We start from the raw sequence: 24,306 nt of genomic DNA, 5'->3' as shown, positions 1-24,306 counted from the left end.
CTACATGGTTCTATAGGTCCCATTTATTATTGGCATTAACATACTTTTTAAGTAAAGTTTCGTAAAAATGAATACGATGAAACTGGTAATCTTTGACCGATTTCATTTTAATATCTATTTTTAGAAAAAAACCATTCAATTTGAAACCAACTAACCATTCTTACAGATTAATTAAACGGAGCATACTGGCTGTATCCGTATTATTTTTAGCGTGTTCATGCGCTAAAAAAGAGTCTCAAAAAAGCACCATCATCTATGTTGGAGCAGCTAACACTTCCCAAACAGGCGTTCCAGTAAACAGCCTAGAAGAAGCTTTTGAGAAAGCTACTGCACTACGAAATAGCGGAGATACAAATACTGCAATTAGCATCCAATTAGCTGCTAAATCCTATCATTTAAAAAACACAATTTCCATTTCTCCCTTACTTTCAAACCTCACACTTTTAGGTGCAGAAAACGGTCAAACCATTATAAAAGGTTCTCAAACCTTGACGTTACCTTGGGAACCGTACAAAAACAACATTTGGGTTGCCAATGTTCCTGAAGGCACTTCATTTGATCAATTATACCTCGACGGTGAAAAGCAAATTTTAGCACGTTACCCTAATTACAATGAAGCAGGCGGCCACTGGCAAGGCTTTGCTGCAGATGCTATTGCTCCCGAACGCATTAAAACCTGGTCGAACCCCAAAGGCGGTATATTCCATGCTATGCATGGTGGCGAATGGGGTGGTTTTCATTTCCTTATTACTGGTGTTGATGAGCACGGAGAGGCTACCCTTTCCAAAGGGCACCAAAACAACAGACCGGCTCGAGGTATCCATGATACTTATCGAATGGTTGAAAATATTTTTGAAGAACTAGACAGTGAGAAAGAATGGTACTTAAATAAGGAAGAAAACAAACTCTACCTATATGTTTCGGATGCTACAAAACTAAAAAAAGCCACAGTGGAAGTGGTTAGGTTAAAACATTTAATAGATATTATAGGGACTGTGGATAATCCTGTTAAGAACATCTCCATAAAAAATATTCAATTTGAACATAGTAGCCGAACTATTATGGAAGAATACGAACCTTTACTAAGAAGTGATTGGACAATTTATCGAGGCGGTGCTTTATTTCTGGAAGGCACCGAAAAAGTAACTATTCAGGATTGTGAGCTAAGCAATTTAGGCGGAAATGTCATTTTTGTAAGCAATTACAATAAAGATGTTAATATTAAAGGGAATCACATTCATGATTCTGGAGCAAGCGCCATTAGCTTTGTGGGAAGTCCTACTGCCGTGCGCTCGCCATCTTTTCAATACAACGAATTTGTAGATTATAACAAACTAGACACCATAGCAGGACCTAAAAACGAATTATATCCAAGATCATGTATCGCAGATAACAACCTAATACACCGTATTGGCAGACTAGAAAAGCAAACTGCGGGTGTTGAGATTTCCATGGCTATGGATATTACCGTAAGTAACAATAGTATTTATGAAGTACCCCGAGCAGGAATTAATATTGGAGACGGTACTTGGGGCGGACATATATTAGAATATAATGATGTGTTTGCAACGGTTTTAGAATCGGGTGATCATGGTGCATTCAACTCCTGGGGAAGAGACCGTTTCTGGCATCCAAAGCGAGAAGTTATGGATTCTATCGTGGCACTTCACCCCAAAATGGTGCTTTGGGATGCTATCCACACCACAATAATACGTAATAACAGATTTAGATGCGATCATGGTTGGGATATAGATTTGGACGATGGCTCTACCAATTATGAGATTTACAATAACGTATGTTTAAATGGTGGTATCAAATTAAGAGAAGGCTTCCACCGTACTGCAGAAAACAATATTATTATAAACAATGGCTTTCATCCACATGTATGGTTTAAAGATAACGGCGATGTATTTCGCAAAAACATCTTGATGGGTAACCACAAGGATATTTTCCTTGAAGCTTGGGGTAAAGAGGTCGATTACAACCTCTTCCCTACCGAGAAAGGTTTAAAAAACGAGCAATCCAAAGGCATTGAGGCGCATAGCACTTTTGGAAATCCACAATTTGTTAATCCGAGTGAAGGCGATTACACGGTTGCCGAAAGCTCTCCGGCCCTTAAAATTGGCTTTAAAAATATTCCAATGAATCAATTTGGTGTCAAAAAACCGACACTTAAAAAACTTGCTAAAACACCCAATATACCAAAATTATGGCCCGTAGACGATGAAAGTGCCAAAACGGCAACTATAGAATGGATGGGAGCGACACTAAAATCGGTTACCACTATGGAAGAACGTTCTGCCGCTGGTTTAAACAAAACTGCCGGTGTGGTTATTTTAAACATCGCTAAAGAAAGTATCATTGGCGCTACCACGCTTAAAAAAGGAGACGTTATTGTTAAATATGATGAAAATGATGTGGATAATATCATGGATTTAATGAATGTATATCAAAAATACATTTGGAAAGAGCACCTTGATGTGGTGATTTACCGCAATCAAAAACCAATGAATTTAACGATCAAAACTAAGAAATAATCTAAAAAATATTAAGTTTATTTTAAATTAGAAAATCCTCGATGCCTTGCATTGGGGATTTTTTTAAGCATTTAACTATACATATTTTAAAACCTCTATTAAGCATATAACTTCTTATATTTATACCATATGCTTAAATCAATAGTTAATTTATTTTTTCCTAAAGTTTGTTATGCTTGCCAGCAGCCATTACACGACAACGAAGTTGGCATTTGCATAGAGTGCCGCCATGATTTACCGGTTACAAACTTCCATTTTACAAAGGACAAAAGTGTTGAAAAAGTCCTTTACGGAAGAATTAAAGTAGAAAATAGTACGGCGCTTTTTAGGTTTGAGAAGAAAAGTACCGTCCAGCATCTTATTCATAATTTAAAATATAAAAACCATGAAGACATAGGTATACTTCTAGGTAATTGGCTTGGCGCTGAATTAAAAACGCTTGAAACATATAATAATATTGACATTGTAATTCCGGTACCACTTCATAAAAAGAAACTTAGAAAACGAGGGTATAATCAAGTGAGTAAATTTGGTAAACAACTTGCTGAAGCTTTAAATGCAGAGTACAAAGGCGACATTCTTTTAAAAGTTTCTAAAACTAAATCTCAAGTAAGCAAAAAACGATTGGCACGTTGGCAAAACAATTCTGAGCAGTTTACAGTGCATCACATTCACCATTTGGAAAACAAACATATTTTATTGGTAGACGACATTATTACCACGGGGGCTACTATAGAATCTTGTGCCACTGTTTTAAATGCAGCAAAAAACATTAAAATTAGCATCGCCACCATGGCAATAGCTTAATGAGTTATCCCATATATCTTTAAAATTATGTAGGTTTGTATAAATTTTAAATCTTTGATGAAAAAGACCATTTCTAATTTTGTTTTAGCCCTTTTGGTTGGTGCTGTTTTTGTTAATTGTGCGAATCGTGGAACCCCAAGTGGCGGCCCAAAAGATAAATTACCTCCTAAAATAATTAAATCATCTCCAGAGAATTATTCTACTCATTTTGAGGGCAATGAAATTGAAATTACTTTTGATGAATACATAAAGATTAAAGACATCCAGAAGCAGTTGATTATTTCACCGCCAATGGAATACCAACCAGATATCACACCACTTAGTGCTGCGAGTAAAAAAGTAACTATTAAAATATTAGACACTTTAGCTCCAAACACCACCTATGCTTTTAACTTCGGAAATAGTATTACCGATAATAATGAAGGTAATCCATACCCTTATTACCGTTATGTATTTTCTACAGGGAGTTATATAGATTCTCTAAAAGTAACAGGAAGCATTGTTGATGCCATGAAAAAAAAGCCAGAAACTTTTATAAATGTTGGACTTTATGAGGTGGACTCAACATTTACAGATTCTATTGTTTTTAATGAAAAGCCAAAATACATCACCAATACATTAGATAGTGTTACTACTTTTTCCATAGAAAATATAAAACCTGGAAAATACATGTTAGTAGCCCTAAAAGATGGCAATAATGATTATAAATTTCAGCAAAAATCAGATCAAATTGCCTTTAATAAAAACTTTATAACCGTCCCTACCGATACCACCTATACCTTAAAGCTATTTAATGAAGTGCCAGATTTTAAAGCGACGAGACCAAAATTATTATCTGGAGAAAAAATAGCCTTTGGTTATGAAGGTGATTACAAAGACATGGCGATTAAAATACTATCAGATACGCCTGAAGATTATAGCTACCGCATTACCAAAGACCCCGAAACCGATTCGCTACTCTATTGGTACACCCCAAGAATGAAAGTGGATTCGTTACTTTTTAAAGTAACCAAACCAGAAGATTACCAAAAGGATTTTACTGTAAGGATTAGTGAGCAAAAAAGAGATTCTATAAAACTGAGTATGGTTTCTGGCTCTACTATCAGACTTAAAGAACCGTTTCAACTTACCGCGAATACACCAATTAAAAAGTTTGATGCTTCAAAAATTTCGTTAATCGACAAAGATTCTACAGACGTTTCTTTTAAAACAACATTTGACACCCTCACAAACACCTACGATTTCAATTTCGAAAAAACTGAAGACAACAGTTACAAAATGCAAATCCTACCTGAAGCTTTTGTTGATATTTTCGATTATAAAAATGACACGTTAAAAGTTTCCGTGAAAACGAAAAAAGCATCCGATTATGGCTATGTGCGTTTTACATTAGTCAACGCTACTTATCCAATAATTATTCAGCTAACAGATAAAGATGGCAAAGTGAAATATGAAAACCATATTACCGAAGAGGGCCCAGTTGACTTCTTTGATTTAAACCCTGCGGTTTATGCCATAAGAATAATTCAGGATGTTAACGCAAATAAGAAGTACGACACCGGAAGTTATTTAGAAAAACGTCAACCTGAAAACATAAGCCATTTTCAAGATGTTGAAGTTAGAGCCGATTGGGGTATAGAAGAAACGCTTGAATTTAAGTAATACTAAACGCATCTCTATCGTTTAAAAATTTGAACTTATTTCTGTAAGCCTCAATATGTCGTTTTTCTAAGGTTACCGTTTTAACCTGTTCTTGATTTGGGGTTATTGGAGACATGAGATTCCCTAATACGTCGTAAGCTGCTGAATGTCCAGAATATGCGCTATTTACTCCATCAATACCAACGCGATTTACACCAATGCAATAACTCATATTTTCTATGGCTCTAGCCTTTAAAAGTGTATCCCAAGCCGAAATTCTAGGTTTGGGCCAATTCGCCACATAAATTAACACATCATAATCTTCGGTGTTTCGTGCCCAAACGGGAAAACGTAAATCATAACACACTAACGGACAAATTTTCCAACCCTTATAATTTACAATTACCTTATCGCTACCTGCAGAATAGGTTTTCTCTTCGCCAACCAATGTGAATGCATGGCGTTTGTTGTAATAAGTAATTTTCCCCGTAGGTTCTACAAAAACCAATCTGTTATAAAACTTCCCGTCATCAAAGATTACTAAGCTTCCCATAATCGCCGCATTGAATTTTGCTGCCATTGCTTTCATCCAATGCACTGTTTCACCCTGCATGGTTTCTGCCACTCTATCGGCATTCATCGTAAAACCAGAAGAAAACATTTCGGGTAAAATGATGAGATCAGTCGCTTCCGAAAGACTCTCAATATGCCTAGTGAAATTTGCTCGATTTTGCTTCGGATCTTCCCAAATTAAATCGGTTTGAATCCATGTGACTTTCAGTTCTTTTTGCATAGGTTTATACCATTTTAACCATATAATGCTGTATTCTTAATTTGCTTTTTTTTGCCCATATTTCAAACTACACAATCTCCATCTTCTTCAACAAAAACGAAGCATTCATGTTTTGGCACACGCCTTTTTTCAATCTGTAATCAAAGTGCAATTCGTCATCAATAATCTCAGCATCAAAATAATAGTTTTTCACTTCGTTGAGTTCCTTTTCAATCTCACACAAACTTAAATCGTGTGTCGCGATGATTCCTGTAGCATCTGAAGCTACCAGTTTTTCTACAAACTTCTTAGAACCAATGGCTTTATCGGTGCTATTGGTTCCTTTTAAAATTTCATCAAGAATAATAAAATATGGTTCCTTTTTAATGGCATCAACAATATATTTTAAGCGTGTGAGTTCCGAAAAGAAATACGAACTCTCATCGGTTAACGAATCGGTGGTACGCATGCTTGTAATTAATTTTACTGGCGAGTAACTACTCGTTTTTGCACAAACGGGCAAGCCAGAATTCGCCATAACAATATGCAATGATATGGTACGCAGAAAAGTACTTTTCCCTGCCATATTGGCCCCAGTAACGATAAAAAACTGTTCGTCGTCAATAGCGACATCACTATCAACACGTTTAGCTTTATTCAATAAAGGATGTCCCAAACCTGTAGCCTGTATCACGGGTCCAGAGGTCATAATTTCAGGAAACACAAATTCAGAATGATTGTAAGCATAGGTTCCTAAACTGTTGTAAGCATCAAAAAAGGCAACCACTTCAAACCATTCGGAAACTACATCTCCATATTCTGAAATCCATTGTTCAACTTGATATGAATTTTTAATATCAATTAAGAAAAGGCCATTGCCGAACATAGCACCTATTAAATTATTACGGTTATCCAACGCATCTAAAGATTTTGAAAAAGCCTTAAAAATCGCTGAAGCTTTCTTCTTTTCGGTCTGAATAAGCTGTTGTTTCTTTTTAAGTAATGCTGAAGTAAAAGTCTCCTTTTCAATCAAATCCAATAAAGTCGCATACTGACGAAAAGTATCACGAACCTTATCGGTTTTGGAAGCTAAAACGTTAACCCTTTTTAAATAAACAGTAGAAAACCCTAAACCTAAAAACATCCAATAGGCTATTAAAGGCTTGTAAGTAATCACATTAAAAACGGTTAACACAAAGATGAGTATGGAAATGATTCCAAAACCTTGAGCCAGCCTAAAAACGGTTTTATTTAAAAAGAGCTTATGGTTTTTAATCCAATTAACAATGAATTCTGCAGGCGTTTCAACCTTAATTAAGCTAGAGGTTGCCGCATAAAACTGTCGGAACTCCGTTTTTTTAGCCAATTCTTTTATAGCTTCTTGTCGCAATGGAATATCTGAAACATGGTTCGCCTTTAAAAGCTCTGCCAAGGTTTTTGCTCCTTCACGACTCGTGGTACGATTCATAAACTGATAAAAGGAACCTCTACCAAACAAATCGATATCCAAACTATAAAAATGATTCGGGTCTTGAAATTGGAGTCCTTCCTCGCGATTATGAAAATCACCTGCAGCAATTTTAATTTCTTCTTGATTAAGTGCCACTAGAGCCTTATTAAATTCGCGTTGCTGCTTGACATCTGTGTATTTTGAAAGCAAATACAGAAATATAGCAATACCAATTACAGCCTCAAGCAATGCGACTTGCCATTGTTGAAAAAATAAATAAACACCGAAACCAGTGCCCACAAAAACAGCCAAACGCAGCACACTCAAACTGGCCATTTTTTTGTAAAGTTTTTTAACTTCTAATTGATAGGTTTCTAGGTGGTTTTTATAGTACTCTAAAGGTGATTTCATTTAAAATATTTGTTGCGTATAAAGTAACAAAAGGAGGCTGTACAAAAAGTATTAAAGTACGTCATTCTGAATTTATTTCAGAATCTCATCATACTGATAACCAATCATTATGAGAACCTGAATCAAGTTCAGGTTGACGAAAACTTTACTTTTTAGACAGCCTCTTTGTTTAGTATTTAATTATCTATGATTTAATCGCGTCCTCCAAAAAGCTGAAGCGCCCAATACAGTAAGTTTGCTAAAGCACCAATAGCCGCAACTAAATAGGTTCTAGCGGCCCATTTAAGCGAATCTTCAGCTCCGGCATATTCTTCTGGGGCTAGCATGTTTTTATTTTTCAACCAAGCTAAGGCGCGGTTACTCGCGTCGTATTCCACAGGTAAAGTTATAAAACTAAATAAGGTTGCAAAACCCATAAAGAGCACTCCTAAAACGGCAACATACCATCCAAGGCCAACTCCTGCGGCACCTCCAAGCACCAGTCCACCAATAACCAACCATTGCGACATACCAGAAGTCACACTAACAACAGGGACTAAAGTAGAACGCATTTGCAACCAATTGTAAGCTTGAGCGTGTTGCACTGCGTGACCACATTCGTGCGCTGCTACAGCTGCAGCTGCTGCGTTTCTTTGGTTATAAACCGATTCACTTAAGTTTACTGTTTTATTTTTAGGGTTATAATGATCTGTTAATTTCCCCGGCGTAGAAATCACCTCAACGTCGTAAATGCCATTATCAGCTAACATTTTTTTGGCGATTTCAGCACCACTCATACTGTTTCTTAAGTGTACTTTCGAGTACTTCGCAAACTTACGTTTAAGCGTATTACTTACCAACCAGCTTACTAAAGCTACGGCTCCAATAATTATATAATATCCTATCATCTTTTGTTTTTTTAAGTTTTGTTTTTTTTTATAAAGATAGCAAAAATGACGCCATAAATATATTGTGAAGATTTGTCAGTTTTGGTATGAAAGACTGTGATTGAAAGTCAAGGCTCTAGTAAAAATAGAGCATCAGCAATAATAACAATTATAAATATTACACCAATTTCAACCCTATTTTTTACTTTCTAATAATTTTACCAATTTTTTCGGATTCTGTCGATTATCCCAAAACGCGGTAATTATAATTTCTGCATCATTATATTTATAATAAATACTAAAATTACCTAACGAAGCCACTCTTGTGTTTTTAAAATCAGTTACTATGTAAAGTAATGGGTTTTCAGCTATTTGTTTTGTCCTTTCAGAAACCAATTTCAAAAGCTCTATGGAATAGATGTTTGACTTATTTTTTTTAACCCAATATTCTAGTATACCGACAAACTGAATATCAGCTGTTCGCGTCCAGATTACATTGCGTTGAGCCATTCTAGATTTCTTTTATCCATAGCTTCTTGAGAAATAAGTTTGCCCTCTTTAATATCCCGTTCGCTCATTTCAAGCATTATTTTTTGCTCTTTAGTTAACTCAATAATATCTGACTCTGAAGCGCTAGATGTAATTAATTTATCAAGAGCTACTAAAAAATCTTTATTTTTAATAGATAGTATTTTATCAATCAATCCGTTTCGTATATTATCTACTGTCGCCATTTTTTAAGTTTAATTTATAAAGATAACAAAAAAGTGCCATAAATATTTCGTGAAGTTTTTGTCACTTTTGGTAAAAAACAAAAAAAAACGCCCAGACTTAAAAATTAAGCACTGGGCGTTTCAGTATATTTAAAATCTTATTTACTTAAGCCATTTCCATGTCAAAAGCTTCAGCGATTTCTTTATAAACGATTTCTCCTTTCACAATATTTAATCCTTTTGCTAATGGCGCATTGTTTTCACATGCCGCTTCCCAACCTTGATTGGCTAATTTAAGCACATACGGTAAAGTTACATTTGTTAAAGCCATTGTAGACGTGTATGGTACAGCACCTGGCATATTTGCTACGGTATAATGCACCACCTCATCAATAATATAAGTTGGATCTTGGTGAGTTGTTGGTTTTGTCGTTTCAAAACAACCACCTTGATCTACAGCCACATCAACCATAACAGTCCCTGGTTGCATTTCTTTCAGCATATCTCTAGTGATTAATTTTGGTGCTTTTGCGCCTTTAATTAATACACCACCAACAATTAAATCGGCATCCTGAATATGTTTTCTAATATTGTATTCACTTGAAAATTCACTAATCACGTTATTTGGCATAGAATCACTCACATAACGTAAAGCTTTCATATTAATATCCATAATAACCACGTGAGCTCCTAAACCAGCAGCCATTTTAGCCGCTTGATAGCCTACAATACCGGCTCCTAAAATAAGCACTTTTGCAGGAGGAACTCCAGGAACACCACCTAGTAAAATACCTCGTCCTTTAATTGGTTTCTCCAAATATTTAGCCCCTTGTTGAATAGACATTCTACCTGCTACTTCAGACATCGGAATCAACAATGGCAACGTACCATCGGCATCTTCAACCGTTTCGTAAGCAATACAAATCGATTTACTTTCAATCATCGCGTTTGTTAACGCCTCACTTGATGCAAAATGGAAATATGTAAATACCACTTGATTTGGTTGTATTAACTTGTATTCTGGTTCGATAGGCTCTTTTACCTTCACAATCATTTCTGCCACAGCATAAACCGCTTCAATCGTATCAAGAATGGTTGCACCAACCTCAATATAATCTTCATCTAAAAAACCACTGTTAAAACCAGCATTTTTCTGAACAAAAACCTCATGATCTCTTTTTGTCAATTCGAACACCCCAGAAGGCGTCATTCCCACTCTATTTTCGTTGTTTTTAATCTCAATAGGAACACCAATTTTCATACCCGTATTTTTTAAAGAATTAATAATGGAATTACGAGCGCAAAACTACATTAAAGGATTGACAAAAAACCTGCGAAAACGCATTTTAATAAAATAAACACATCATATTTAACTTTATATTAAGAATCAAATAATATATACTGATTTACTAGGGATTAAATGAAGATTCAATAATTCAAAATCACAAGCTTTCAATTCTCACATACCCAAGTCGTGAATACCTTAGTTTTTTGGGCGTTACCACAAGGGTCAGGCTATCCGTTGCAATCTTTTTAAAACTCTGGTTTTAAAAAGGATTTCCACTGCTATCCTTAACGCAGAACACGTTACATATTAATCATACAACTAAAACCATAAAACCCTCATAATGCTTAAAATACAGATATTTCTTAAAGTTAGTTAAAAAGGTTAAAACTATACTAAACAGAAATAGCAACCTCAAAAAAAGTCCTTGCTTTGAGTCAAATTAAATCAAACTTTATATTATGAAAAAACTATTACTAGTGACCGCAGTCGCCATTTTTGGTGCTGTAAACCTCCATGCTCAAGACCTTCAGTTTGGAGTTAAGGGCGGACTCAATTTCGCCAATGTTATGGGTGATCAATCCGAAAACAAAGATTTGGTTACTGCCTTCAATTTTGGAGGTATGGTAGAAATACCTATTTCCGAAAAATTCTCGGTGCAACCAGAAATCATGTTTTCTGGTAACGGATTTAGTATCAACGAAGATGTTACTGCTTTAAATTATCTCGACATTCCTGTAATGGCAAAATATTACCTAACAAAAGGATTAAGCATTGAAGCAGGACCACAAATAGGATTTTTACTTTCTGCTAAAACTGAAGATATTGACGTTAAAGACAGTTACAATAATGTCAATTTTGGACTAAGCACAGGCGTAGGTTACAAACTAGATAACGGCATTAATTTTGGCGCTCGATATAATTTAGGGCTATCCAATATTAACGATATTGATGGTTCTTCAATTAAGAATAGACTTGGCGCCTTACAGCTCTCGGTGGGTTACTTCTTTTAATATATAAATACAAAAGAAGCTGTATAAAAGGTCTAGTCGCGTCATTCTGAACTTGATTCAGAATCCCATCATATTGAGAAATCAGTAGGATGAGAACCTGAATCAAGTTCAGGTTGACGAAAAGCATGCCTTAAATACAGCTTCTTTACTTAAATATTTCAACATCAAAAGCGAACAAAACATTTCACTTTCAACTTTTAATTTTTAACTTTTAACTTCAATTCCTACCCTACAATATTCACAATTTTACCAGGTACCACAATCACCTTTTTAGGTGTTCTGCCCTGTAATTGCTCTTGTGTTTTTTCGTGAGCTAAAACCGTGGCTTCAATATCTTCCTTACTCATGTCTAACGGCAATTCTAAAGTGAAACGCATTTTTCCGTTAAAGGAAATCGGATAGTTTTTAGCACTTTCAACCAAGTGGCTCGCGTCAAACTCTGGGTAAGCTGCTGTTGAAATCGACTCCTCATGCCCCATCAAACGCCACAATTCTTCTGCAATATGTGGTGCATACGGCGAAATTAAAACCAATAATGGTTCAAGCACATCTTTACTTGTACATTTCTGACTTGTTAATTCATTAACAGCAATCATAAATGTAGACACCGATGTGTTAAACGAAAAGTTCTCAATATCTTCTTGAACTTTCTTTATCGTTTTATGCAGGGTTTTTAGAGCATCTTTCGAAGCTTCAGCATCGTTTACTTTTATGCCATTATCGTCTACATACAACTTCCATAGTTTTTTAAGAAAGTTATGCACACCAGTGATTCCTGCAGTATTCCAAGGTTTGTATTGCTCTAATGGTCCTAAGAACATTTCATATAAACGTAAACTATCGGCACCATAATCGGCAACAATATCATCTGGATTAACCACGTTGTATTTCGATTTAGACATCTTTTCAACATCACGACCGACTTTATACACGCCATTTTCTAGAATGAATTCGGCATCTTTATAATCTTCACCAAATTCGCCATCAGCTTTTAAACCTTCAATATCCAATTCATCTGAAGCATTAACATACTGCACTTTGACGTGAATGGGCTGCACGTTTTTATCTTTAGACAATCCTAACGATAAGTACGTATTTGTACCTTCTTCCCTATAAATAAAAGCACTCGTTCCTAAAATCATCCCTTGGTTAATCAGTTTTTTAGCAAACTCATCAACAGGCACGACACCTTTATCAAACAGGAATTTCTGCCAGAAACGTGCATATAACAAGTGGCCAGTAGCATGCTCACTACCTCCAATGTATAAATCGACATCCTTCCAGTAGTTTAAAGCCTCCTGACTTGCAAATTCATTTTCGTTGGTAGAATCCATGTAGCGGTTAAAATACCACGAACTTCCTGCCCAACCCGGCATGGTGTTTAGCTCTAGAGCCCCACCTAGCCTCCCCACAGGGGAGGAATTCTCAAACTCGGCTTTAGAAACTATTTTAGCTTCATCACCATATTGTAACCAATGCCATTTTAAAGCATTTCCTAATGGTGGTTCACCGGTTTCCGTTGGTAAATATTTTTCAACCTCTGGTAATTCCACCGGTAAAAACTTTTTATCTATCATTTGTGGCATACCATCTTCATCATAATACACTGGAAATGGCTCTCCCCAATAACGCTGACGCGAAAATACGGCATCACGTAAACGGTAATTGGTTTTCCCTTCGCCAAAACCTAATTGCTCCAATTCGTAAATAGCACGTTTTGTTGCTTTTTTATAGTTCATACCGTTAAGGAAATCACTATTTGCAATCACGGTATTGTCTTTATCTGAAAAAGCTTCTTCAGAAATATCAACACCTTCAAAAATGTTTATAATCGGAATATTAAAATGCTTCGCAAAATCGTAATCACGTTGATCACCACAAGGTACCGACATCACTGCCCCTGTTCCGTAGCCTGCTAAAACATAATCACCAATCCAAACAGGAATAGGTGCTTTAGTAAAAGGGTGTTCCGCGTAAGCGCCAGTAAAAGCACCTGAAATGGTTTTTACATCGGCCATTCTATCGCGTTCGCTACGTTTAGCCGTTGCTAAAATATAAGCATCAACGTCTGCTTTTTGCTCTGGAGTTGTTATTTGAGACACTAAATCGTGCTCTGGAGCTAAAGTCATAAAACTTACTCCAAAAATAGTATCTGGGCGGGTGGTGAATACGTCTATAACGTGAGATTGCTTCGTTTCACTCGCAATGACATTGAACGTTACCGAAGCTCCAACCGATTTCCCAATCCAGTTACGCTGACTTTCCTTTAAAGAATCTGTCCAATCAATAGTATCTAGACCTTGTAACAAACGCTCGGCATAAGCTGAAATTCGCATGCTCCACTGGGTCATTTTTTTACGAACCACGGTGTGGCCACCACGTTCTGAAACACCATTTACAATTTCATCGTTGGCTAAAACCGTTCCTAATGCAGGGCACCAGTTTACTTCGGTTTCAGCTAAATATGTTAATCGGTATTGTAATAATATTTTTTGTTGTTTTTCCGAAGTAAATCCATGCCATTCTTCAGCGGAAAACACATCAATGTTGTCATCGCAAACGGCGTTAACGTTAGCGTTTCCTTCCGAAGTAAAAACTTTTATTAATTCTGAAATATCTTCAGCTTTACTTGAATCTTTATTAAACCATGAATTAAACAATTGAATGAAAATCCACTGCGTCCATTTATAATAACTCGGATCTGATGTTCTTACTTCTCGTGACCAATCGAATGAAAAACCAATTTGATCTAACTGGCGACGGTAGGTTTTAATGTTTTCGGCTGTAGTAAGTGCGGGATGCTGCCCGGTTTGAATCGCATACTGCTCGGCAGGTAAACCAAAACTATCATAACCTTGTGGATGTAACACGTTAAACCCTTGATGACGCTTGTAACGCGCATAAATATCGGAAGCAATATACCCTAACGGATGCCCAACATGTAATCCTGCACCACTCGGGTAAGGAAACATATCCAAAACATAATATTTTGGTTTGTCACTGTTGTTTACCGCTTTAAAAGTTTGGTTCTCGGCCCAATATTTTTGCCACTTGGCATCTATCTCGTTGAAATTATAGGTCATTATCATCCTTATTTTAAGAAGTTGCAAATTTACGTTTTAATTAGAAATAGGACGGCCTAAAGCATAAAAAATGAATTTATCAGAGATTACCATAAATTACATTTACTTTTGACGCCTATTAAAATTTATCATTTAAAACAATTAACCCCTTGCTAAAAAGCAACCACATCAAAGCACACCTTGCACTATTTAGCGCACATGTTATCTATGCCGCCAATAATTTTATAGCTAAAGGGATTATGCCTGAAAAACTAGACCCAAAACCATTTGTTTTGTTTCGCGTTTTAGGTGCTGGTATTTTATTCTGGTTTATTAAATTATTTATTAAAGAAAAAGTCGAAAAAAAGGATTTCCTACGGTTAATGCTTTGCGGACTTTTTGGCGCATCTTGCAACCAACTGTTTTTCTTTGAAGGGCTAAGTATTACCTCACCTATAGACACCTCTATTATCATGACCTCATCGCCAACGGTCGTGTTTATTTTAAGTATGATTTTTCTAAAAGAAAAAACCACACCAAATAAAATTATAGGTTTAAGCATTGGTGCCTTAGGCGCTATAGGTTTAGTTTGGTACGGACAGGTAGCTGCCGGCACCAGTAGTTTTTTAGGAAACCTTTTTGTTTTTATTAATGTCGTTTGCTTTTCCCTTTATCAAGTTGTTGTAAAACCACTCATGAAGAAGTATCACTTTATAACCATAATAAGTTGGGTGTTTTTATTCGGGTTGTTATTTATAATCCCTGTTGGATTAAACGATGCCTTATTTCATACAGATTATAGTCTTTTTGATATGAACACTTTCTTAGTCGTTGGATATGTAATCGTTTTCACCACCTTCTTGACTTTTCTATTTAACATATATGCCTTAAGACAAGTTTCTCCCTCGGTAGCAGGAAGTTATACCTACATCCAACCAGCGGTTAGTTTCACTATTGTTCTCATGCTAACTTATATTTTTAACGATAGCACATACAGTCAAGACATTCATATTGTTAAGATTATATCCTGTTTATTTGTCATAATAGGAGTTTATCTTATTAGTAAAAAACCCCAATCTATAACCTAAACACATTCAGCTTTTACAACAATATCAACTTATTTTAGTTAGTGTATTTGAAGCCAGTCTCTCGCGCTTTAAATTGACAATTAACCTTGAAACCAAAAGACTTAAATCCTTTTGAAGTTTTCTAAAATTACTTTAGTATTTTTACCTCATTAATCCAAAATCTTTTATGAGTTCATCTTTTGAAAAGCACCAAAAACGAAGACTTATTTCCTCTTACTTCTCTGTTGTGCTAAGTATTGCACTGGTTTTATTCTTACTGGGATTATTAGGATTGTTGATTCTTAATGCTAAAAAAGTATCCGATCATTTTAAAGAACAGGTCGTAGTGACCATTTATTTAAAGGATACTGCGAAGGAAGTTGAGACCAAGCAGCTTGAAAAAAGCTTAGCCATGGCCGATTATGTTAAATCGACCGAATACGTATCTAAAGAGCAAGCTGCCGAATTCATGAAAGCAGAAAACGGCGAAGATTTTATGGATTTTGTAGGCTATAACCCCTTACAGAATTCTATTGATGTTTACCTGAAAGCAGATTATGTAACTTCAGAACATCTTGAAAAAATTTCTGCCGAAGCTTTAAATAAAAATTTTGTTGAAGAAGTTACTTACGACAACGACTTGGTTAATTTAATGAACGATAACGTTAAAAAAATCAGTTTCTGGGTGCTTATCATCAGTGCTATATTTACATTAATTGCTGTTTTACTTATAAATAGCTCAATTCGTTTAGCCGTTTACTCCAAGCGCTTCACCATAAAAACCATGCAAATGGTAGGAGCTACCAAACAATTTATTAGACGTCCTTTTGTTTTACAAAGTGTAAAGCTTGGCATTATTGGCGCGATCTTAGCGCTTATTGGCATGGCCATTGTTTTATATTACTTAAATAAAACTTTCTTGGAATTAAACCTTTTAGGACAACCTATTCATGTGGGTTTACTATTCACTTTAATATTTGGCTTAGGCATAATCATTACTTGGATAAGCACACATTTTGCAACGCAACGGTTTTTAAATTTAAAAACAGACCAGTTATACTACTAATACCACTTAAAGCAAGAATTTAGAAAGCTATTAACAGGATATTTTTAAATAAATCTTTTACTTTGCAAAAATAATTGCCTCAGTATTTTAATTATGGGAGAACAAAAACGAAAAGAAGCAGCAAAACCGAGTTTTATCTTCGGAAAGAAAAACTATAAATTCATGTTTATCGGTTTAGCCGTTATTGCTCTAGGTTTTATTTTAATGTCTGGTGGTGGAAGCGACGACCCTAACGTTTTTAATCCTGAAATTTTTAATTGGAGACGCATCCGTTTAGCGCCAACTTTAGTCCTTATTGGGTTTGGCATTCAAATCTATGCCATACTATTAAATCCGGACAAGAAGTAATTTCGCAAGAAATTAAAGCTTATTCTTAGCGAAGTTTTTTGCCATTAATTGAACATACTCAAAAGCATGTTTCATGGCATTGTTTAAGTTTCCGGCATGTCTTAAAACCGCATCGCTGTATTGAATGCCGAAGTCTTTTAATTCAATTTCATCTAAATCAACAGCTCCGCATAAAGCAGCTACTTTTATATTTATCGCTTTCGCGGAATGCAGCACGCCACCAATCGTCTTCCCTGATAGGGTTTGAAAATCTAGCTTGCCTTCACCAGTGATAATCCAATCGGCATCTATAATTTTAGCATCAAAATCGGCTAAATCTTTCACCAGCTGAATCCCTGATAACAAAGCGCCATTTAAAAATACTTTTGAAGCGATTCCCATACCGCCCGCAGCTCCCGCGCCTTTTATAGCTTGAACATCAATTTTAAAGATTTGCTCTAACACTTTGGAGAAATCAACCACCCCTTGTTCTAGCAACACCATATCTACAGCAGTAGCCCCCTTTTGATTCGCATAAGTATAAACCGCACCGTTCTTACCATATAAAGGATTATCAACATCACAGGCAATTTGAAAGTTCACCCCAGTTAAACTAGGATGAACTTTAGAAACATCTATGGTTTTAATTTGAGATAAACTCGAGCCAATGGGTATCACTTCATTACCGCGTTCATCTAAAAAACGATAACCTAATGCGCTTGCCATACCAATGCCACAATCGTTGGTTGCACTTCCGCCCAAACCTAAAATAATGCTTTTAGCGCCTCGGTTTAGGGCATCAACTATTAAATCACCCGTACCTAAAGTAGTTGTATTTTTACAATCAAATTGTTCTGTATGTAACAACTTAAGCCCAGAAGCTTCGGCCATTTCAATAAATGCGGTTTTAGAAACTTCAGAATATAAATAGGTTGCTAAAATTTTCTCAAAAAACGGATTGTGAACTTCAGCTTGAATGAATTTAGCTTTCAAATAAAACTTAAGGACTTCTATGGTGCCATCGCCACCATCGGCAAGTGGTAATTTTACAATGTCGGCACCTGGATGAATTTCCTTTATTCCAGCTTCAACCGCGTCACAGAACTGCAAAGCTGTAAGGCTATTTTTAAATTTATCTGGTGCTAGTACCAATTTCATAAGGATTCTAAAATAACGCTTTATTATTTAGCAAGGCATGTCGAATGTTACAGTATTTTAATATTTTAGCGCCATGGAAATTATAGACGCAATCATTTTAGGCATCATTCAAGGCCTTACCGAATTTTTACCAGTTTCTTCAAGTGGCCATTTAGAGATAGGCAAAGCCATTTTAGGCGATGATCTAGAAGCTGAAGGCAGTTTGCTTTTTACCGTAGTATTACATTTTGCTACTGCTTTAAGTACACTTGTAGTTTTTAGAAAAGATATTTTCGACCTTATTAAAGGTGCCCTTAAATTTGAATGGAATGAAGATTTACAATTCATTACAAAAATTGCAGTCTCTATGATTCCTGCGGTTATTGTTGGTTTGTTTTTTGAAGAACAATTGGAACAATTATTTGGCGGAAACATCATGCTTGTTGGGTTTATGCTTATCATAACCGCAGTATTATTATATTTTGCTGATAAAGCCAAAAACACCAATAAAAAAGTATCTTTTAAAGATGCCTTTATCATAGGTATTTCTCAAGCTATCGCCATGCTTCCTGGGATTTCACGTTCTGGAGCGACCATTTCAACTTCAGTTTTATTAGGAAACGACAAAACTAAAGCAGCACGTTTTTCATTTTTAATGGTGGTACCATTAATTTTCGGAAAAATCGCTAAAGACATATTAAGTGGTGATTTAGCCTACGACAGTGGAAATTTCACTGCACTTTCTATAGGTTTTGTGGCTGCTTTTATCGCTGGTTTATTCGCTTGTACCTGGATGATTTCTTTGGTTAAAAAAAGTAAACTCATCTATTTTGCGATATATTGTGCCATTGTTGGTATTATTGCCGTTATATTTTCAATGTTAAACGCCTAATGAAAACGCTTGACGACTATCTTTCTGGAGAAGTATTATTAATTGATAAACCTTTGCATTGGACCTCTTTTCAAGTGGTTAATAAACTGCGTTGGGAAATTAGGCAAGCCTTCAATATTAAAAAGATTAAAGTTGGTCATGCCGGTACACTAGATCCTCTAGCCTCAGGATTATTAGTACTTTGCACGGGTAAAATGACCAAACAAATAGATACTTTTCAAGGTCAGATTAAAGAATACACAGGTACTATTATATTAGGAAGTACGACACCTTCCTTCGACTTAGAAACTGAAATTAACGAAACTTTCCCTACCCAGCACATTACAGAAGACCTCATTCAAGAAACAACGAAAGCATTTATTGGTGACATACAACAATACCCTCCAGTATTTTCAGCATTGAAAAAAGACGGAAAACGCCTGTATGAATTCGCTAGAGCTGGTGAAGCAGTGGAAATTAAATCCAGAACAGTATCTATTTCTGAATTTGAAATTACTAAAATTGAAGGTTTAAAGGTAAATTTTAGAGTGGTTTGCAGCAAAGGTACTTATATTCGCTCTTTAGCAAACGATTTTGGGAAAGCCTTACAATCTGGCGGACACCTATCTGCCTTAAGACGTACCAAAATTGGCGAATTTAATGTTAAAAACGCCACAAGCATTGAATCCTTTATTGAAAACCTCAAAAACTAGTTTATTTAATTTTACGTATATTAAATAAACACAAAACTTTAAAAATCAAAGATTTGAACCTAACAAATCAAAATAGAGCCCTACTGATTACCCTTCTAATTTCTGGAACCATTCTTCTTATGGTTTTTAATTTAAGTTTGAATAACCAAAAGGAACTCGCTTCAGAGAGTTATTACGAATTGGAACCTGAAAAAGAACCAACCCCAGAGGAAATCAAAATACTTGAAGCCTTAGAAAATCAAAGTAGCACCAAAGCAGAAACGAATAATGCTTTTAACGAAACACAAAAGGCTAAACACTTTGCTCAGGCCTTTAAACCAATTGCTCCACCAGAAGATTACACTCCAAAATCTAACGAACAAGGACAGTCTGAACCTTCAGAAAAAAATGATTTCAAAAAGGCACCAGATGCTTCATTAAACCAAGAAGAGTTATCTAAATTTAGTAAGGTTAATGACTTACTTAAGAAACAACGCGCACAAAATAATTCGAGAAGTAGCATTAGTTATTCGCTCCCAAATAGAACCAAAGTTTACATCCCAATACCAATTTATCTTTGTGAGGTCGACGGAAAAATAATTGTAAATGTTACAGTAAACGCCAATGGAGATGTGGTAGACTCTTATGTAAATACCGCTTCTAACTCCGAAAACGAATGCTTAATGGAACGTGCATTAGAATACGCGAATCGTTCACGATTTAGCAGAGACCCAAAACAAAAAAGCCAATTAGGAACTATTACCTTTATGTTTGTGGGCAAACGTTAGTTTGTAATTTAGCCAATAACTGCGTAACATCTTCAATAACATTCTGCCCTTTATTGTCATTATACCAATGTTGTAAATCGGCCTTAAAAGCTGGCGTTAATTTTCCGTTTTTAGCCAAAAATCGTTTTACATAATTTGCCGCTTCACTAGGTCTTGGGCCGTAAGTATTAAGTACATCTCCAGTTTCATCATCAATTACAATAACCTTAGGAATAGCTGCGCTACCATTTGTTAAGTATTGATCCATAAGTTGCAGATTTTCATCGCGAATAACCACCTTAAAATCGATATTATCACTAAGCGAAGCCACTTTATAAAGCGCAGGCAATACATGAGCAGCATCACCACACCAACTTTCTGTAATGACTAACCAAGTTACTTTTTCCTTAAACCCTAAAATTCGTTGCTCTGCTTCTTGAGAAAGTTTGATGGTTTTATCCCAGCGTTTCATACGCCTGTCATTTAACTTTGTGAAATTTGCTAATTCTTCCGTTTTATTGACTCCCGTGTTAGAATGCTCATCGACTAATTGTTTCACCAAAGTGCGATAGGCCTCATAGGACATACTGCGCTCAAAACTTTCTTTAATAATGGAATTCATAAGCCTTATTTTTAAAATGGAAAATATCTTAACGCTGCAAAATTACTATCTTGACAAGCTAATTAAGCTGACATTTGTCATAATTGAATTTTAAAACCTACAAAATCATATGAATACAAAGGAAAAGTGCTCTTGGTGTCATGGCGATTCACTTTATGAAGCCTATCATGATAAAGAATGGGGTGTCCCTGTTTTCGATGATGCTACGCTTTTTGAATTCTTAATTTTAGAAACGTTTCAAGCCGGTTTAAGTTGGATAACCATTCTGCGAAAACGAGAAAATTTCAGAAAGGCATTTGATGCTTTTGACTATAAAAAAATAGCCAATTACGATCAAGATAAAATCGACGGCCTTCTTTTAAACGCAGGGATTGTTCGCAACAAACTCAAAATAAAAGCTACGATAACGAATGCACAAGCTTTTATTAAAATTCAAAGTGAATATGGTAGTTTTAGCAAATACATTTGGGGTTTTGTGGATGGCCAACCCATTAAAAACAAATTTAATAAAATGAGTGAAGTTCCAGCAAACACACCTTTAAGTGATGCTGTTAGCAAAGATTTAAAGAAACGCGGATTCAAATTTGTAGGTTCTACAGTCATTTATGCCCACATGCAAGCTACAGGTATGGTAAACGACCATATTGTAAACTGCTTTAGACATAACGAAGTTTAAACCACCTCGTTAACTAATTCTTCGCCGTTTTTAAATGCTTTAATGTTTTCCAAAGTCGTGGTCGTAATTTCAAACATGGCTTCCCTGGTGAAAAAGGCTTGATGCGACGTAATTAATACATTTGGGAAACTATTTAAACGTAAAATAAAATCATCATGAATGATACTTTCCGATAAATCTTGGTAAAACAGGTTTTCTTCCTGCTCGTAAACATCGATACCTAAATAACCAATTCGATTATGAGACAAACCTTCTATAACATCGGCGGTATCAATTAAAGCACCTCTACTGGTATTAATAATCATGACCCCTTTTTTCATGAGTGCTAATGAGTTTTTATTAATAATATGTTTGGTGCTTTCAAGTAACGGACAGTGGAGTGATATAATATCCGATTGTTTAAATAAATCATCTAAAGAAACATATTTAACGCCTTGCTCGATTAAGGCTTCGGAAGGATACACGTCGTAGGCTAAAATTTCACAACCAAAACCACTAAGCACTTTACAAAAAGCGGCTCCAATTTTACCGGTTCCAACAACGCCTATGGTTTTATTACTTAAGTTAAACCCAATAAGTTTATTTAGCGAAAAATTTCCTTCGCGCACACGATTGTAGGCCTTATGAGTTTTGCGGTTTAAGGTCAAAATTAAAGCTAAAGCATGTTCTGCAATGGCCTCAGGTGAATAAGCAGGAACACGAACCACCTTAATGCCGTGTGATTTTACTGCATCTAAATCTACATTATTAAATCCGGCACAACGTACGGCGATTAATTTTATATCGTTTTCGGCTAAAATCTTAATTGTTTTAGCATCCAATTTATCATTTACGAAGGTACAAATCGCATCATACCCTTTAGTTAAATTTGCGGTATGACTATTAAGAGGCGTTTCAAAAAAAGTAAACTCAAATTGATAATCGGTGTTATATTTTTCAAAATATTCTTGATCGTAAGGTTTTGAGCTGAATAAGGCGATTTTCATAAAGAGGGTGGTTTATTTTAAGGCTTGAAGATAGTAAATTCATCAATTATTTTGTCGAAAACTATAATTCTAATTATTTTTGAACATAGCTATCTATACATTAAACGAACAAACAACGTCCTTTACTCGATTTGAGAAATGCATTCGTATTCATAAAAAAAGTTCTATATGTTATTTTCTTTATAGGGAGTTTAAACGCTTTTTCACAGAGTGATGCTGTTCTAGGAGAAACTGCTGTTAATCTCATCCACCCATTTTCTGAAAAATACAGTGTAGATTTCACTTTTCGTTCACGCTATTTTTTATTTCGATCGCGCACTTGGCAGTATAACCAACAACAAGTTGACCTTTATCACTTCTCTAATTATATTATAAACAAAAAGAATATAGTAAGCTTAGGTGTTTATTACAGAAATAGAGATCTATTCGATACAGGCCTTGGTGAAATCAGAATCACAGAAAAATACAATCATATAACGCATTATCAACATATACGCTTACGGCATAAAATTAGAATTGAACAACGTTTTTTAGAAAACACAACCGTTTTTAGACAACGTTATATGTTTGAAATAGGGCTACCACTAAAAGGAGAAACTTTTGATGTTGGTGAAACTTATTTCACAGGAAGTTTGGAAGGTCTATTAAGTTTAAGTCCCCATATTTCAACAAGGACTAGTTTAAGAACTAATGCACTCATTGCATGGAAAATCGCAAAAACTTTTAAGGTTAAGGCCGGACTTGAGTATCGGTTAAATGCTTTTAATCAAAATACTTTTAGCCGTTTATTTTTACTCACTTCAGCCGTTATTCTGCTTTAATTTTCGGCATAAAAATTCACAAATAATCTAAGAAAGCCGTTCTAGATATTTCTTCAGCACCTAAACTTTCTAGGTGATTGGTATGCACTTGGCAATCGATGAGCTTATAATTATTATTTTGAATGAAAGTAACGAAGCCCACTTTACTAGCGTTACTAACTTTCGCAAACATACTTTCGCCACAAAAGACCCGGTTTCCTAAATCTATACCATAAAGTCCACCAACAAGTTGATCATCTTGCCAAACCTCAACTGATTTGGCATAGCCCAAATTATGAAGTTGAGTATAAGCATCAATCATGCTTTGTGTAATCCAGGTATCCTCTTGACCTTCGCGTTTTATTTTAGAACAGGATTTCATAACCTCTAAAAAGGCTTTATTTTCGGTTACAGTAAAACCACCATTACGGAGCACCTGTCTCATACTTTTAGAAACCTTTAATTTTTTGGGAAACAAAACAAATCGAGGATCTGGTGACCACCATAAAATTGGGTCTCCTTCACTAAACCATGGAAATACACCGGTTTTATAAGCCAAAAGTAAGCGTTCCACAGACAAATTACCACCAACGGCAAGCAGGCCGTCGGCTAAAGCTTCTTCATGATCTGGAAACCATAATTCATCGGATAGGTAGTGGAACATGGTGTGGGTAAATATACGCTGTGGAATAAAATGATTTATTAGACTTGCTTAGAAATCAAGCCATTTTAGTATCC

23 protein-coding genes are annotated in these 24,306 nt (G+C 35.6%); 12 read left to right on the top strand and 11 right to left on the bottom strand.

Annotation, left to right across the window (positions count from 1 at the left end; translation table 11 throughout):
* The first annotated feature begins 140 nt into the window (after nt 1-140).
* The 3 genes from KO493_RS08500 to KO493_RS08490 all read left to right on the top strand — a co-directional run bounded on the left by KO493_RS08500 (nt 141) and on the right by KO493_RS08490 (nt 5,006).
* Nucleotides 141-2,537 carry a PDZ domain-containing protein gene (locus tag KO493_RS08500; protein WP_216067510.1) on the top strand — a complete coding sequence of 799 codons (2,397 nt, stop codon included), beginning with the start codon at nt 141-143 and terminating at the stop codon, nt 2,535-2,537.
* A 129-nt stretch (nt 2,538-2,666) separates the two neighbouring features.
* Nucleotides 2,667-3,344, top strand: a complete 678-nt coding sequence (locus KO493_RS08495; protein WP_216067509.1) for a ComF family protein — start codon at nt 2,667-2,669, stop codon at nt 3,342-3,344.
* 57 nt (nt 3,345-3,401) lie between these two features.
* Nucleotides 3,402-5,006 (top strand): Ig-like domain-containing domain, encoded by a 1,605-nt coding sequence (locus KO493_RS08490; protein WP_216067508.1) that lies wholly within the window; start codon nt 3,402-3,404, stop codon nt 5,004-5,006.
* Here KO493_RS08490 and KO493_RS08485 read toward each other — a convergent pair.
* From KO493_RS08485 to ald, 6 genes are all read right to left on the bottom strand, one after another.
* Complete coding sequence (locus tag KO493_RS08485; RefSeq protein ID WP_216067507.1) at nt 4,999-5,778, bottom strand: amidohydrolase; 780 nt, start codon at nt 5,776-5,778, stop codon at nt 4,999-5,001. The two genes, KO493_RS08490 and KO493_RS08485, sit on opposite strands and share 8 nt — an antisense overlap.
* A 67-nt stretch (nt 5,779-5,845) precedes the next feature.
* Nucleotides 5,846-7,618: a MutS-related protein gene (locus KO493_RS08480; protein ID WP_216067506.1), complete on the bottom strand. Its 1,773-nt coding sequence runs from the start codon at nt 7,616-7,618 to the stop codon at nt 5,846-5,848.
* A gap of 191 nt (nt 7,619-7,809) precedes the next feature.
* Nucleotides 7,810-8,505, bottom strand: coding sequence for a zinc metallopeptidase (locus KO493_RS08475; protein ID WP_216067505.1), 696 nt, complete (start codon nt 8,503-8,505; stop codon nt 7,810-7,812).
* Nucleotides 8,506-8,679: 174 nt separating this feature from the next.
* Entirely contained in the window at nt 8,680-8,994 is a 315-nt protein-coding gene (locus KO493_RS08470) for a type II toxin-antitoxin system RelE/ParE family toxin (RefSeq protein ID WP_216067504.1), read from the bottom strand.
* On the bottom strand, nt 8,976-9,218 hold the full coding sequence (locus KO493_RS08465) for a hypothetical protein (RefSeq protein ID WP_216067503.1): 243 nt from the start codon (nt 9,216-9,218) through the stop codon (nt 8,976-8,978). Before KO493_RS08465 ends, KO493_RS08470 begins: the two co-directional genes overlap by 19 nt.
* A 145-nt stretch (nt 9,219-9,363) precedes the next feature.
* On the bottom strand, nt 9,364-10,458 hold the full coding sequence (ald, locus tag KO493_RS08460; RefSeq protein ID WP_216067502.1) for an alanine dehydrogenase: 1,095 nt from the start codon (nt 10,456-10,458) through the stop codon (nt 9,364-9,366).
* A gap of 485 nt (nt 10,459-10,943) precedes the next feature.
* Between ald and KO493_RS08455 the strand changes: the two genes are divergently transcribed.
* Nucleotides 10,944-11,495: a porin family protein gene (locus tag KO493_RS08455; RefSeq protein WP_216067501.1), complete on the top strand. Its 552-nt coding sequence runs from the start codon at nt 10,944-10,946 to the stop codon at nt 11,493-11,495.
* Between the two features lie 224 nt (nt 11,496-11,719).
* Here KO493_RS08455 and leuS read toward each other — a convergent pair whose 3' ends face one another.
* The gene (gene leuS / locus KO493_RS08450; protein WP_216067500.1) at nt 11,720-14,578 is read right to left on the bottom strand and encodes a leucine--tRNA ligase; all 2,859 of its coding nucleotides are present in this window, start codon (nt 14,576-14,578) and stop codon (nt 11,720-11,722) included.
* Between the two features lie 149 nt (nt 14,579-14,727).
* On the opposite strand from leuS, the gene KO493_RS08445 reads away from it, so the two are divergent.
* The 3 genes from KO493_RS08445 to KO493_RS08435 all read left to right on the top strand — a co-directional run bounded on the left by KO493_RS08445 (nt 14,728) and on the right by KO493_RS08435 (nt 17,038).
* Nucleotides 14,728-15,645: a DMT family transporter gene (locus KO493_RS08445; protein ID WP_216067499.1), complete on the top strand. Its 918-nt coding sequence runs from the start codon at nt 14,728-14,730 to the stop codon at nt 15,643-15,645.
* Between the two features lie 166 nt (nt 15,646-15,811).
* Complete coding sequence (locus tag KO493_RS08440; RefSeq protein ID WP_216067498.1) at nt 15,812-16,690, top strand: cell division protein FtsX; 879 nt, start codon at nt 15,812-15,814, stop codon at nt 16,688-16,690.
* Between the two features lie 93 nt (nt 16,691-16,783).
* Nucleotides 16,784-17,038 carry a DUF3098 domain-containing protein gene (locus tag KO493_RS08435; protein ID WP_216067497.1) on the top strand — a complete coding sequence of 85 codons (255 nt, stop codon included), beginning with the start codon at nt 16,784-16,786 and terminating at the stop codon, nt 17,036-17,038.
* A gap of 12 nt (nt 17,039-17,050) precedes the next feature.
* Here the strand turns inward: KO493_RS08435 and KO493_RS08430 are convergent, their stop codons facing one another.
* Complete coding sequence (locus KO493_RS08430) at nt 17,051-18,175, bottom strand: glycerate kinase (RefSeq protein WP_216067496.1); 1,125 nt, start codon at nt 18,173-18,175, stop codon at nt 17,051-17,053.
* A gap of 73 nt (nt 18,176-18,248) precedes the next feature.
* Between KO493_RS08430 and KO493_RS08425 the strand changes: the two genes are divergently transcribed.
* The 3 genes from KO493_RS08425 to KO493_RS08415 are packed head-to-tail and all read left to right on the top strand — an operon-like array spanning nt 18,249 to nt 20,505.
* Complete coding sequence (locus tag KO493_RS08425) at nt 18,249-19,046, top strand: undecaprenyl-diphosphate phosphatase (protein WP_216067495.1); 798 nt, start codon at nt 18,249-18,251, stop codon at nt 19,044-19,046.
* On the top strand, nt 19,046-19,738 hold the full coding sequence (truB, locus tag KO493_RS08420) for a tRNA pseudouridine(55) synthase TruB (RefSeq protein ID WP_216067494.1): 693 nt from the start codon (nt 19,046-19,048) through the stop codon (nt 19,736-19,738). Before KO493_RS08425 ends, truB begins: the two co-directional genes overlap by 1 nt.
* 53 nt (nt 19,739-19,791) lie before the next feature.
* A complete protein-coding gene (locus KO493_RS08415) occupies nt 19,792-20,505 on the top strand; it encodes a hypothetical protein (protein WP_252723186.1) in 714 nt (237 codons plus the stop codon).
* Here the strand turns inward: KO493_RS08415 and KO493_RS08410 are convergent.
* Nucleotides 20,483-21,106, bottom strand: a complete 624-nt coding sequence (locus KO493_RS08410; protein ID WP_216067493.1) for a thioredoxin family protein — start codon at nt 21,104-21,106, stop codon at nt 20,483-20,485. The genes KO493_RS08415 and KO493_RS08410 overlap by 23 nt on opposite strands.
* Before the next feature lie 109 nt (nt 21,107-21,215).
* On the opposite strand from KO493_RS08410, the gene KO493_RS08405 reads away from it, so the two are divergent.
* Complete coding sequence (locus tag KO493_RS08405) at nt 21,216-21,782, top strand: DNA-3-methyladenine glycosylase I (protein ID WP_216067492.1); 567 nt, start codon at nt 21,216-21,218, stop codon at nt 21,780-21,782.
* On the opposite strand, the gene KO493_RS08400 is transcribed toward KO493_RS08405, so the two are convergent.
* Complete coding sequence (locus KO493_RS08400) at nt 21,779-22,768, bottom strand: 2-hydroxyacid dehydrogenase (RefSeq protein ID WP_216067491.1); 990 nt, start codon at nt 22,766-22,768, stop codon at nt 21,779-21,781. The two genes, KO493_RS08405 and KO493_RS08400, sit on opposite strands and share 4 nt — an antisense overlap.
* Before the next feature lie 131 nt (nt 22,769-22,899).
* Between KO493_RS08400 and KO493_RS08395 the strand changes: the two genes are divergently transcribed.
* Nucleotides 22,900-23,589, top strand: a complete 690-nt coding sequence (locus KO493_RS08395) for a DUF2490 domain-containing protein (RefSeq protein WP_216067490.1) — start codon at nt 22,900-22,902, stop codon at nt 23,587-23,589.
* 16 nt (nt 23,590-23,605) lie between these two features.
* On the opposite strand, the gene aat is transcribed toward KO493_RS08395, so the two are convergent.
* Nucleotides 23,606-24,232, bottom strand: coding sequence for a leucyl/phenylalanyl-tRNA--protein transferase (gene aat / locus KO493_RS08390; RefSeq protein WP_216067489.1), 627 nt, complete (start codon nt 24,230-24,232; stop codon nt 23,606-23,608).
* Nucleotides 24,233-24,306 lie beyond the last annotated feature (74 nt).

Origin of the sequence: Pseudotamlana agarivorans, assembly GCF_018860245.1 — a bacterium.
Lineage (GTDB): Bacteria > Bacteroidota > Bacteroidia > Flavobacteriales > Flavobacteriaceae > Pseudotamlana > Pseudotamlana agarivorans_A.
Note: the sequence above shows the minus strand (reverse complement) of the source record. Positions and strands in the feature narration are given on the sequence as shown.